This is a genomic window from Streptomyces sp. BK340 (assembly GCF_007827595.1).
Lineage (GTDB): Bacteria > Actinomycetota > Actinomycetes > Streptomycetales > Streptomycetaceae > Streptomyces.
On the sequence record NZ_VISR01000029.1, the window covers coordinates 39,253 to 51,753 of the forward strand.

10 protein-coding genes are annotated in these 12,501 nt (G+C 72.3%); 5 read left to right on the forward strand and 5 right to left on the reverse strand.

All coding sequences use genetic code 11. The features are described 5' to 3' along the window. The first annotated feature begins 95 nt into the window (after positions 1 to 95). The 5 genes from FB157_RS37145 (at position 96) to FB157_RS37165 (ending at position 5,993) form a co-directional block, all read left to right on the forward strand. Entirely contained in the window at positions 96 to 1,487 is a 1,392-nt protein-coding gene (locus FB157_RS37145; RefSeq protein ID WP_145885136.1) for an MFS transporter, read from the forward strand. A gap of 61 nt (positions 1,488 to 1,548) precedes the next feature. Beyond that, on the forward strand, positions 1,549 to 2,712 hold the full coding sequence (locus tag FB157_RS37150; RefSeq protein WP_145885137.1) for a ferritin-like protein: 1,164 nt from the start codon (positions 1,549 to 1,551) through the stop codon (positions 2,710 to 2,712). 22 nt (positions 2,713 to 2,734) lie between these two features. Further along, positions 2,735 to 3,418: a type 1 glutamine amidotransferase domain-containing protein gene (locus FB157_RS37155; protein ID WP_145885138.1), complete on the forward strand. Its 684-nt coding sequence runs from the start codon at positions 2,735 to 2,737 to the stop codon at positions 3,416 to 3,418. Continuing rightward, the gene (locus FB157_RS37160) at positions 3,415 to 5,025 is read left to right on the forward strand and encodes an MFS transporter (protein WP_145885139.1); all 1,611 of its coding nucleotides are present in this window, start codon (positions 3,415 to 3,417) and stop codon (positions 5,023 to 5,025) included. The genes FB157_RS37155 and FB157_RS37160 overlap by 4 nt, the downstream gene beginning before the upstream one ends. Next, on the forward strand, positions 5,025 to 5,993 hold the full coding sequence (locus FB157_RS37165; protein WP_145885140.1) for an aldo/keto reductase: 969 nt from the start codon (positions 5,025 to 5,027) through the stop codon (positions 5,991 to 5,993). Before FB157_RS37160 ends, FB157_RS37165 begins: the two co-directional genes overlap by 1 nt. A gap of 13 nt (positions 5,994 to 6,006) precedes the next feature. Here the strand turns inward: FB157_RS37165 and FB157_RS37170 are convergent, their stop codons facing one another. From FB157_RS37170 to FB157_RS37190, 5 genes are read right to left on the reverse strand one after another with little or no spacing between them, the layout of a single operon-like run. After that, the gene (locus FB157_RS37170; protein WP_145885141.1) at positions 6,007 to 6,924 is read right to left on the reverse strand and encodes an NAD(P)/FAD-dependent oxidoreductase; all 918 of its coding nucleotides are present in this window, start codon (positions 6,922 to 6,924) and stop codon (positions 6,007 to 6,009) included. Positions 6,925 to 6,939: 15 nt separating this feature from the next. Then, positions 6,940 to 7,374 (reverse strand): CoA-binding protein, encoded by a 435-nt coding sequence (locus FB157_RS37175; protein WP_145885142.1) that lies wholly within the window; start codon positions 7,372 to 7,374, stop codon positions 6,940 to 6,942. Then, positions 7,371 to 9,605, reverse strand: coding sequence for a 1,4-alpha-glucan branching protein GlgB (gene glgB, locus FB157_RS37180; RefSeq protein WP_261386778.1), 2,235 nt, complete (start codon positions 9,603 to 9,605; stop codon positions 7,371 to 7,373). The genes FB157_RS37175 and glgB overlap by 4 nt, the downstream gene beginning before the upstream one ends. Next, positions 9,602 to 11,650, reverse strand: a complete 2,049-nt coding sequence (locus FB157_RS48915; protein WP_145885143.1) for an alpha-1,4-glucan--maltose-1-phosphate maltosyltransferase — start codon at positions 11,648 to 11,650, stop codon at positions 9,602 to 9,604. The genes glgB and FB157_RS48915 overlap by 4 nt, the downstream gene beginning before the upstream one ends. Positions 11,651 to 11,702: 52 nt before the next feature. Continuing rightward, entirely contained in the window at positions 11,703 to 12,497 is a 795-nt protein-coding gene (locus tag FB157_RS37190; protein ID WP_145885144.1) for a MinD/ParA family protein, read from the reverse strand. Positions 12,498 to 12,501: the final 4 nt, after the last annotated feature.

Here is a 12,501-nt window from a genome sequence, read left to right on the forward strand (position 1 = left end):
CGGCGAGGGCCGCCGGCCGCACGCGCATCAGGCCGAGTTCACGAAGTCCATCCGGGTTTCTGGCCGCCCGCACGCGGGCCGGGAAGCCTGGCGCCATGACTTCTGAGAGCTCTGAGCTGCTGACTCGGCCGGCCGGCGAGAGCCGGCGGGCACGGCGGAGCACGCGCACGGCGGGTCGCTTCGCAGGCATCGTCGTGGGCAACTTCCTGGTCCTGCTCGACGCCTCCATCCTGAACGTGGCGGTGCCGGACCTGCGCGACGATCTGCACGCCTCGGCAAGTGCGCTGCCGTGGACGGTGGACGCGTACACCGTGGTGTTCGCGGGCCTGATGCTGGCCGCCGGTTCCATCGCGGACCGCTGGGGACCGCGCCGGATCTACCGTGCGGCCCTGATCTCGTTCGGCGTCGTCTCGGCGCTGTGCGCGGCGGCGAACTCCGCCGGGCTGCTGATCGCCGGACGTGCGCTGCTGGGCGTCGCCGCGGCGGGGCTGGTGCCCGCCTCGCTCGCCCTGCTCGCCGGGCTGTACCCGGACCCCGCCAAACGCTCCCGCGCCGTGGGGGCCTGGGCGGCGATCAGCGCGCTCGGTCTGGTCTCGGGCCCCGTGCTGGGCGGCGCCCTGGTGGCCCTCGGCGGCTGGCAGCTGGTCTTCCTCGTCAACCCGCCGATCGCGCTGATCACCGTGGTCCTGGCGCGGAACCTGTCGGCCGACCGGCCCGCCACCCACCGGCCGATCGACTACCCGGGCCTGCTGCTGTCCGTCGTCGGCCTGGGCTCACTCACCTTCGGCCTGGTCGACGGCGGCACCGACGGCTGGGCACGTGCCGTGCCGGTGGCGGCCATCGCGATCGCGGTGCTGGCGTTCGGCGCGCTCGCCTTCGTGGAACGCCGTGCCCAGGACCCGGCGCTGCCCCCGGCGCTGCTCTCGCTGTCCCGGGTGCGGGCCGACCTGGTGGCCGGCTCCGCCGCCTCGTTCGCCTTCTACGGGCTGCTGTTCGCGATGACCCAGTGGATGGTCGAGGAACGGCAGATGTCGGCGCTCCGGACCGGGCTCGCGTTCCTGCCCATGACGCTGCCGCTCGCGGTGCTGCCGTTCTTCACCGGCCGCCTGGTCGCGAAGATCGGTACCCGGCCGCTGATCCTCTTCGGCCTCTCCGCCGGTGCCCTCTCCGGCCTGATCCTCTCCTTCTCGGGGACCGAGACCCCCCTCGCGCTCCTCGTCGCGGCCCAGCTCGCTCTCGCCCTGTGCGCCACCACGTCGATCCCGGCCTCGACCGCCGACATGGCGACGGCCGCGCCGCAGCAGTTCGCCGCCACCGCCCAGGGGGCGTTGAACGCCTCCCGCCAGGCCGGCTCCGCGCTGGGCGTCGCCGTACTCGGAACGCTGGTCTCGATGCACCGGATCGGCCTCGCCGTCCTCGTGCTCGGCCTCGGCTCGCTGCTCGTGGTGGGCCTGCTCAGCCGGGCGAGGGCCCCACAGGACGTCTGAACGACCGGGCGGCACACGCCCCTTCCCCTCACCTGACCCACCCGATGAAAGGAAGCGAGCCATGACCACCGCCCAGGACGAGCCCGTCAAGGCCCCGGTCCGGCACAACGTCGCCTGGATCCGCTCCGCGCTCCAGACGGCGATCGAGCTGGAGCACTCCACCCTGCCCATCTACACCTCGGCGATGCTCTCGCTGGAGGTGCAGAACTTCACCAGCTACAACACGATCCGCAGCGTGCTGATGGAGGAGATGGTGCACATGTCCATCGCCGCCAACATGCTCGCCGCGATCGGCGGCCGGCCCAGGATCAAGGACCTCGACCCGAAGTTCCCCTCGCACGGCCTGCCCGGCGGTGTGGAGCCGGACCTGCACATCGGGCTCGCCAGGCTCTCCAAGCCGCAGCTGCGCAACTTCATGCGGCTGGAGTCCCCGCTCTTCCTGCTGCCGGAGGAGTACGGCCACGAGGACTTCCCGACCATCGGCAAGCTCTACGCCCAGATCAAGGACGCCATCGTCGCCAACGCCGCGGAGCTGCGCGCCGCCGTGCAGGGTGGCGGGGTGGCCAACCAGGTCGGCGACAACATCGGCTTCAAGACCATCGTGCCGACGCCGGGGGTCGACCCGGTGGACCAGCTGCTCGAGGGCATCGACGAGATCCTGCAGCAGGGGGAGGGCGCGACCAGCGGGACGATCCGGACCGGCGCCGCGTACCAGCACGAGGAGTCCCACTACGGGAAGTTCGCGGAGCTCTGGTACGGGCGCACCTACCGTGAGCCCGAGCCGGCGGTCGAGCTGACCCCCGAGACCGAGGCCGTGCACTTCCAGGGCGCGAAGATCGACTGGCCCTCGGTGATCAACACCCTCGCGGTCCCGGCGGACGGCTACGACAAGCTGCTGGCCGAGGACCCGGACGGCAAGGAGATCACGGAGGCGCTGCTCGTCTTCGACCAGGACTACACGGACATGATGGCCCACCTCGACGCGATGTGGAACGGCGATCCCGAGCAGCAGTGGCCGACCTTCGGTGAGGCGGTCCACAACATGATGAAGCTGCGGGTGTTCTCCTCCTTCACCTTCATGCAGCGCCAGATCCCGCCCGCGCTCATCGACGACCTGCCGCGCCTGTACCCGGCCGAGTTCGGCTTCCTGCACAACTACACCGACCTCGACCGGCCGGTGTTCTACGGCCCCCGTTTCCGCAACCTCGCCGCTCCCCAGGCCTGACGTCCCCCTCAGGAGACCGACCATGTCCCGTACGAAGACGGTCCTCATCGTCCTCACCAGCCACGCGGAGCTGGGCGACACCGGCCGCGCCACCGGCTACTACATGCCCGAAGTCGCCCACCCCTGGCAGGTGTTCAGCCAGGCCGGCCATCGCGTCGACCTCGCGTCGGTGCGCGGCGGCCGCCCCCCGGCCTCCGGCGTCGACATGGACGACAGGGTCCAGAAGGCCTTCCTGGAGGACCCGGAGATGAGCGCGAAGCTGGCCGACACGCTTCGCGCCGAGGACGTGGACCCGGCCGGCTACGACGCGGTCTTCTTCGCGGGCGGCCACGGCACCATGTGGGACTTCCCCGGCAACCCGGCCCTGGCCGCGCTCGCCCGGGACGTCTACGAGGCGGGCGGTGTGGTCGCGGCGCTCTGCCACGGCCCGGCGGCGCTGGTCGGGGTGCGGCTCTCCGACGGGCGCCCGCTGGTCGAGGGCAAGCGGCTGACCGGGTTCAGCAACGCCGAGGAGGCCGCGATGGGCCTGACCGGCGTCGTTCCCTTCGCGCTGCAGACCGCCCTGGAGGAGCTGGGCGGCAAGCACGAGAGCGCCCCCGAGTTCACCGCCCACGCGGTGACCGACGGCCGCCTGGTCACGGGCCAGAACCCGGCCTCGGCCACGGACACGGCAGTGGCGACCGTCCGGGCCCTGGCGTCCGCATGACGGCACCGACGACCGGGGAGGCGGTCGGGGCAGCCGATCCGTACCCGCCCCTCGCCGCCCCGCCCACCGGCCGCGCCCGCTGGTTCGTCCTCGCCGTCGGACTCACCTGCACCTTCCTGGTCGTCGGCGGAGTGTCCATCGCCAACCTCGCGATGCCGTCCCTCCAGGCGACCCTGCACGTCGGGTTCGGGGCCGTGCAGTTCGTGGTGGCCGGGTACGGGCTGGTGTACGCCGTCTTCCTGATCACGGGCGGCCGGCTCGGCGACGTGATGGGCCGGCGCCGTGTGCTGCTCGCCGGCCTGGTGCTGTTCACCGTCGCCGTGCTGGTCAGCGGCCTCGCGCCCGACGCGCCCGTGCTCATCGGCGCCCGCCTGGTGCAGGGCTTCGGCGCCGCGCTGATCTACCCGCAGATCCTGTCGATCATCCAGGACACCTTCGAGGGCGCCGAACGCAACTTCGCGCTCGGCCTGTTCGGCGCCACCATCGGGGTCGCCATCGTCGTGGGCCAGCTCGTCGGCGGCGCGCTGATCCAGCTCAACCTGGCGGGGCTGGCCTGGCGCCCCGCCTTCCTGGTGCTGGTCCCGCTCGGCACCGCCGCGCTGCTCACCGGCCGCCGGGTCATGGCCCGGGACGAACCCGCCGGCCGCCCCCACATCGACCTCGCCGGCACCGGCCTGCTCGGCGCCGCCCTGCTGCTGCTCGTGCTGCCGCTGCTGATCGGTCCCGGCGTGGGCTGGGCCTGGTGGACCTGGGTGATGTTCGCCGCCGCCGTCCCCGGGTTCGCCCTGTTCATCCGGTACGAGCAGCGCCTGGACCGGACCGGCCGCACCCCGCTGCTGCGCCCGTCCCTGTTCCGGCAGCGGGCGTTCGGCGTGGGCATCGCGATCGGCGTCCTGTACTTCATCACCATCGTCGGCCTCGCCGTCTACACCTCGCTGACCTTCCAGGTCGGCCTCGGACTCGACCCGCTGCAGGCGGGGCTCGCGTTCGCCCCGGTCGGCATCGCGTTCTTCGCCTCGTCCCTGGTGGTGCCCCGGCTCGTGCCACGACTCGGCCGGTCCGTGCTGGTGCTCGGGCACGTGCTGCTGCTCGGCGGTCTGATCGCCGCGTGGGCCACCGTGCACGGCGCCGGCTCCGGCCTGTCGGCGGTCGAGCTGGCCCTGCCGCTGCTGCTGATCGGCACGGCCCAGGGCCTGACGATGTCCCCGCTGATCGGTGTCGTGCTTACCGGTATCCGTCCCTCCGACAAGGGCTCCGCGTCGGGTGCCCTGACCACCGCGTTCCAGATCGGCCAGGCTCTCGGGGTGGCCGGAATCGGTACGGTCTTCTCCGTCCTGGGCGCCCGCCCGGGCGCGGCCACAGCGTCAAGCCGTTACCAAGTCGCCTATCAATCAGCCCTGTTGCTCATGGCGGCGCTTACGCTGGTGTCGTTCGTCCTGGTCTATGCACTTCCGAACCCGCACGACAGCCGGCCCCACCACCACTTCCTGTGGGTGCGGCACGGCCGGCGGACCGGGCTCGCGCACGCGTTCTACCTGCTGACCGGCGGCCATGCGGTGGGCCGCCGGCTCAGCCACTGGTTCCACCACCACGAAGGGAAACACTGATGCGTCAGGTCGCTCTGGGCAGTCAGGGTCTGCGGGTCTCCGCACAGGGACTCGGCTGCATGGGCATGAGCCAGTCGTACGGAGTCGGCAACGACGAGGAGTCGATCAGGACCATCCACCGGGCCCTCGATCTGGGCGTCACCCTGATCGACACGGCCAACGTGTACGGGGCGACCGGCCTGTACGGCGTGGGCGCAAACGAGAAGCTGGTCGGGTACGCGCTGCGGGAGCGCCGGGACGAGGTGACCCTCGCCACGAAGTGCGGCATCGTCGACGTGAAGCCCGGCGCGGGCATGCTGCTGCAGGCCGACCCGGACTACATCCGCCGCTGCATCGACGAGTCGCTGGAGCGCCTCGGCGTGGACCACGTCGACCTGTACTACCTGCACCGGGTGGACCCGAAGACGCCCATCGAGGAGTCCATCGGCACCATGGCGGAGCTGGTGCAGGCCGGCAAGGTCCGCTACATCGGCGTCTCCGAGGTGTCCGCGGACGAACTGGAGCGCGCCCACACCGTGCACCCGATCACCGCCCTGCAGAGCGAGTACTCGCTGTGGAGCCGCGAGATCGAGGCGGAGGTGCTGCCCACCGCCCGCCGGCTGGGCATCGGCGTGGTCCCGTTCTCCCCGCTCGGCCGGGGCTTCCTGACCGGCGCGGTCACCAGCCGGGACACCATGGCCTCGAACGACATGCGCCGCAACCTGCCGCGGTTCTCACAGGACAACCTGGACGCCAACCAGAAGGTCGTCGACGTGATCCGGGAGATCGCCGCCGCCCGCGACGTGCTGCCCGGCCAGATCGCGCTGGCCTGGGTGCACGCCCAGGGCGCCGACATCGTGCCGATCCCGGGCACCAAGCGGATCAGCTACCTGGAGCAGAACACGGCCGCCGCGGACATCACGCTGACCGCCGACGACCTGTCCCGCCTGGCCGAGGCGGCCGCCCAGATCCAGGGCGCCCGCCGCTGACCCGCACCCGTGTTCAGTCCGCCTTCAGCTCCGGCGGATGCAGGAAGTAGTTGGCGGCCGACGCCGCCTGCGCTCCCTCGTGGACGGCGGCCGTCACCTGGTGGGAGTGCAGCGCGGTGAGGTCGCCGGCCGCGTAGACGCCCGGCACGCTGGTCCTCTGCTCGGAATCCACCTCGACATATCCGGTGGCGGCGAGCCGGACGCCCAGCTGCCGGGCGAGCGTGGTCTCGGGGGTGGCGCCCTGGATGGAGAACAGCGCGTCCAGCTCCAGTCGCCGGCCCTCGCGGGTCAGCACGGCCGACAGCATCCCGTCCGCGCCCTCGGCCTCCCCGATCCGGTCGTGCACCACCGGGATGCCGGCGCGCTCCAGACGGCGGCGGAACTTCGGGCTGATCTCGTCGCTCGCGCTGTTGGTCAGCACCCGCACCCGGTCGGTGAGGCTGTGCAGCTGCATGGCCTCGCCGGCGGCCGCGTCGGTGTGCCCGACGACCAGGATGCTCCGCCCCCGGTTCTCGTACCCGTCGCAGGTGATGCACCAGAACATCGACCGGCCGACGTACGACTCCCAGCCCTCGAAGTGCGGGAAGTGGTCGAGGACGCCGGTGGCCAGCACCAGCGCCCGGGCCCGCCAGGCGTGCCCCTGGGAGCGGACCGTGAAGCCCCGCTCGGCATCGCCCTCGGCGTGCGTGACCAGGTGGTGCAGGACCCGGGCGTTGGCGTAGCGGCCGAGCTGCTCCCGGCCGAGCTTGCGGAGGTCGACGGTCGGGATGCCCTCGGGGAAGCCGAGGTAGTTGTGGTTGGTCTGGTGGTGCGTCGAGCGCCCGTGGCCGGTGTCGAAGACCAGGACCTCGCGGTTGTAGCGGGCCAGGTAGAGCGCCGCGGACAGACCGGCGGGGCCGCCCCCCACGACGATGGTGTCGACGAGCCTCATGCGTCCGTCCCCTTCTCAAGTCGTCCGGCTCAGTGCCCCGGCCAGCTCCAGCTCCGCGTGCACCGCCCCGAGGCACCGGTTCATGACCACGCGCAGGCCGCCCGCCTCGGCGATGTCGCGCGCCTCGTCGGAGACGATGCCGAGCTGCAGCCACAGGGCCCGCGCCCCGATCTCCAGGGCCTGCCGGGCCACGGCGGGAGTCTGCGGCGCCGGCCGGAACACGTCGACGACATCGACCGGTTCACCGATGTCGAGCAGCGTGGCGAAGGCCGGCCGGCCCAGCACCTCGCGGTGGTGCGGGTTGACCGGGATGACGTTGAAGCCCTTGCCCTGGAGGTAGGCCGGGATCTCGTGCGCGGCCTTGCCCGGCTCCGCCGAGGCGCCCACCACGGCGATCGTGCGGGCCCCGCCGAGGATGCGCAGGTACTCGTCCCACAGGTAGTCGCTCATGCGTACGTCCCCTTTTCGTCGCGTCCCCCGCCCGCGGCCCAGCGCCGCGGCCGCAGCCAGATGACACCCAGCGGCGGCAGGGTGACCTCGGCGCTCCACCCCTGGCCCTGCCAGGGGACCGGACCGGCCGGCAGCGGCTCGGAGTTGACCACGCCCGAGCCGCCGTAGCGGTCCGCGTCGGTGTTGAGGATCTCGGTCCACTCGCCGCCGGCGGGCAGGCCGATGCGGTAGCCGTGGCGCACGCTCGGCTGGAAGTGGTGCACACACACCAGCGGGGTGCCGTCGGCGTCGCGGCGGACGAAGGAGTACACGTTGTCCTCGGCCGCGTCCGCGTCCAGCCAGCCGAATCCCTCGGGCGCGGCGTCCAGGTCCCACAGGGCGGGCAGCCCGAGATAGTGCGCGTTGAGGTCGCGCACCAGGTCGCGCACGCCCGCGTGGGGAGCGTGGCCGAGCGCCGCCCAGTCGAGCCCGGTGTCGTGCGACCACTCGCTCGCCTGGGCGAACTCCTGCCCCATGAAGAGCAGATGCTTGCCGGGGAAGCCCCACATGAAGGCCAGGTAGGCCCGCACACCGGCGAACCGCTGCCAGGGGTCGCCGGGCATCTTCCCGAGCAACGAGCCCTTGCCGTGCACCACTTCGTCGTGGCTGATCGGCAGCAGGTGGTTCTCCGCGTAGGCGTACACCATGGGGAAGGTCAGCGCGTGGTGGTGGTACTGCCGGTGCACGGGGTCCTTGCCCATGTAGAGCAGGGAGTCGTGCATCCAGCCCATGTTCCACTTGAACCCGAAGCCGAGCCCGCCGTGGTCGGTACGCCGGGTCACGCCCTCCCAGGCGGTGGACTCCTCGGCGACGGTGACCACCCCGGGACAGTTGCGGTAGACGGCGGCGTTCATCTCCTGCAGGAACTCCACCGCCTCCAGGTGCTCCCGGCCGCCGTACGCGTTGGGCAGCCAGCCGCCCTCGGGGCGCGAGTAGTCGAGGTAGAGCATGGAGGCGACGGCGTCCACCCTGAGGCCGTCGATGTGGAACTCGGTGCACCAGTACAGGGCGTTGGCGACCAGGAAGTTGCGCACCTGCTCGCGGCCGTAGTCGAAGACGAGGGTGCCCCAGTCGGGGTGCTCGCCGCGCCGCGGGTCGGGGTGCTCGTACAGGGCGGCGCCGTCGAACCGGGCCAGCGCCCAGTCGTCCTTCGGGAAGTGTGCCGGCACCCAGTCGAGGATCACGCCGATGCCGGCCCGGTGCAGCGCGTCGACCAGGTACCTGAAGTCGTCCGGGGTGCCGAGCGCGGCCATGGGCGCGTAGTACGAGGTGACCTGGTAGCCCCAGGAGCCGCGGAACGGGTGCTCGGCGACGGGCAGGAACTCCACGTGGGTGAAGCCCAGCGCCTTGACGTAGCCGGGCAGTTCGGCGGCCAGCTGCCGGTAGGTCCGGCCCGGCCGCCAGGAACCGAGGTGCAGCTCGTACACGCTCATCGGCGCCCGCTCGGCGCGCCGCCGGCCGCGCGCCGCCATCCATTCGGCATCCGTCCACCGGTGGCGGGAGGCGAAGACGACGGAGGCGGTGCCGGGCGCGGCCTCCGCGGAGCGGGCGAGCGGATCGGCCTTCTGCCGCCAGGTGCCGTCGGGGCCGAGGATCTCGAACTTGTACCGGCAGCCGTCACCGACGTCCGGCAGGAACAGCTCCCACACGCCGGAGGTGCCCAGCGACCGCATGGGGTGCCCGGTGCCGTCCCAGTGGTTGAAGTCGCCGACGACCCGGACGGCGCGGGCGTTGGGCGCCCAGACCGCGAACGCGGTGCCGGTGACGGAACGGTGCTCGCGCACCTGGGCGCCCAGCACCGTCCACAGCCGCTCGTGCCGGCCCTCGGCGATCAGGTACAGGTCCAGCTCCCCCGGCACGGGCGGGAAGCGGTACGGGTCGTCCGTCTCGCAGTCGCACTCGGCGTACCGCACCCGCAGCCGGTAGTCGGGCCTGCCGTCGGGCAGCAGCCCGGAGAAGACGCCGCCGCCCTCGTGGGCCAGCTCGGCCAGGACCTCCCCGGCCGGGCCGATCGCCCACACCGCCTCCGCGAGCGGCTTGAGAACGCGCAGGGTCACACCCTCGGGTCCCCGGTGCGGACCGAGCAGCGCGTGCGGATCGCTCGACTCGCCGGTGGTCAGGCGTTTGAGGTCGGTGGCCGGCAGCCGTGCGGGGGCCGTCCGGACGGGGTGGGGGGAAACCGGCGGGTTCACGAGAGGCGCGTCCTGTCCGTGATGATGTGGGCGACCTGGTGCTCCGGATCGAGGCGTACGTAGTTCTCCCGGCCCCAGCGGTACGTCTCGCCGGACAGCGCGTCGTGCGCGTCGAAGGTGTCGGCGCGGTCGAGGCCGAGGGCCGGCAGGTCGAGATGGACCGTGGCCTCCCGCACGCTGTGCGGATCGAGGTTGAGGACCACCAGCACCCAGTCGTCCCCGGCCCGCTTGGAGAAGCAGACCACCGCGTCGTTGTCCGCCCGGTGGAAGCGCAGGTTGCGCAGCTGGCGCAGGGCGGGGTGGTCGCGGCGCAGCCGGTTGAGCGTGGTGATCAGCGGGGCGAGGGTGTCGCCGGAGGCGTCCGCCGCCTTCCAGTCCCGGGGCCGGTACTGGTACTTCTCCGAGTCGAGGTACTCCTCGCTCCCGGGTCCGGCGGGCACGTTCTCGTACAGCTCGTAGCCCGCGTAGACACCCCAGGTCGGGGCCGCCGTCGCGGCGAGCACGGCGCGGACCGCGAAGGCCGCGCGGCCGCCGTACTGCAGGAAGGCGTTGAGGATGTCCGGGGTGTTCACGAAGAGGTTCGGCCGCAGGTAGGCCGCGCTCTCCTCGCCGCCGAGCCCGGCCAGCTCGGAGAGGTAGGACTCGACCTCCTCCTTGGAGTTGCGCCAGGTGAAGTACGTGTACGACTGGTGGAAGCCGACCCGGGCCAGGCTGTGCATCATCGCGGGACGGGTGAACGCCTCGGCGAGGAAGAGCACGTCGGGGTCGGTGGAGCGCACCTCCTCCATGAGCCGCTCCCAGAACCAGACGGGCTTGGTGTGCGGGTTGTCCACGCGGAAGATCCGCACCCCGTGGGCCATCCAGTGGCGCAGCACGCGCAGGCACTCCGCGTACAGCCCCTCGGGCTCGGTGTCGAAGTCGAGGGGATAGATGTCCTGGTACTTCTTCGGCGGGTTCTCGGCGTAGGCGATCGAGCCGTCGAGCCGGTGCCGGAACCACTCCGGGTGCTCGGTGACCCAGGGGTGGTCCGGTGAGCACTGCAGCGCGAAGTCGAGCGCCACCTCCAGACCGAGTTCGGCGGCCCGGGTGACGAAGTGGTCGAAGTCGTCCAGGGTGCCGAGGTCCGGGTGGACGGCGTCGTGGCCGCCGTCCGGGGAGCCGATCGCCCACGGCGATCCCGGGTCGTGCGGGCCCGCGGCCAGGGTGTTGCCGCGGCCCTTGCGGTGGGTGGTGCCGATGGGATGGACGGGCGGCAGGTACACCACGTCGAAGCCCATCGCGGCGACGGCCTCCAGCCGCTCCGCGGCGGTGCGCAGGGTCCCCGAGCGGGGCGGCTCCAGTACGCCCTCGGCATTCACCGTGGCCGGGACGGCCCCCTCGGAGCGCGGGAAGAACTCGTACCAGGAACCGGACAGCGCCCGCTCCCGGTCGACGCGCAGCGGCAGTTCCTCGGAGCAGGTCACCAGCTCGCGCAGCGGATGAACGGCCAGGATGCCGGTCACCTCGGCGTCGAGTGCGGCCAAGAGCCGGTCGTCGGGGGCGAGTCTGCCGTCCAGGAGCCGGTCGCGCGCCGTCCCGAGCACCTCACGGGCCCGCTCCGGAGCACCGGCCGGCAGCTTGTGCAGCGCCCGCTCCAGCAGCAGCGCGCCCTCCGCCAGGACCAGCTCCACGTCGATCCGGGCCGGGATCTTGATGCGTGCGGTGTGCCGCCAGGTGGCCAGGGGGTCGGTCCACGCCTCGACCCGGTACGTCCACTCGCCCTCCCGGCCGGCCGAGACCTGCGCGGCGTACCGGTCGGTGCCGGGGGCGAGCAGCCGCATGGGCGTCCAGGGTCCGGGCACACCGTCCGGGCCGGTCAGGACGACGTTCGCGGCGACCGCGTCGTGTCCCTCCCGGAAGACGGTGGCGGACACCTCGAACAGCTCGCCCGGCACGGCACGGACGGGGCGGCGGCCCGCGTCCACCTGGGGGCGGACGTCCCGCACGGGTATCCGGCCGACGGTGGGGGCCGGCCGACGGACGTCGGGCTTGCCTTGCATGGTCATGCCTCCTGGCACCGAAGTACGGTCGTGGGCCCGGACGTTGCGCGGACCGGGGTCAGGGCAGGGAATGGGGATGCGGCGTGGGCCGGCGCAGCGCCGTGGTCCCGTTGCTCACGTCGGCGATGATGCGGCGGTAACCGGCCACCAGCGGGTGGTGCGGATAGGCCGTGCTGAACAACCGCTCGCCGGCCAGTGACGCCATCTCGGTGGCGTAGGGCAGCGCCACGGTGATCCGGGTGCCGAAGGCGTTCTCCACCTTGGCGCGCAGCGGCTCCGGTGCCGTTCCGGCCGGCACCAGGTTCACCGCCACGCTCAGCTGCCCGCAGCCGAGGCGCTCGGCGAGCGACATCGTCTCGGCGGCGCCCGCCATGTCCAGCCGGTCCGCCCGGGTGACCACCACCAGGGCGTCCGAGCTGGCCATCGAGGTGACCGTCTCGTTGTTGAACCCGGCATGGGTGTCGAGCAGCAGCACGTCGAGGGCGAGCGAGTCGATCAGCCGGTCGAAGCCCTCGCGGAGCAGCCCGACGTCGTAGCCGCGCCCCATGATCTCGTTGATGCCCGCGGCCCGGCTGCGGGCCGGCACCACGAAGAAGCCGTCGTGCCCGGCGTCCGCCTCCGCGGCGTAGGCGGCGTCCTCGATCTCGCAGCGCCCGATCAGGTAGTCGCTCAGGGAGTGCCGGACCGTGCCGAGCGCGTCGCCGAACATGACGTCCAGGGCAGGCGTCTGGATGTCGGTGTCCACCAGTGCGACCCGGTGCCCGGAGGAGGCCAGCAGCACCGCCAGGTTGGCGGCCGTGCTGGACTTGCCCGTACCGCCCCGGTACGAGTGCACGGTGATGATCTGCGACATGGTC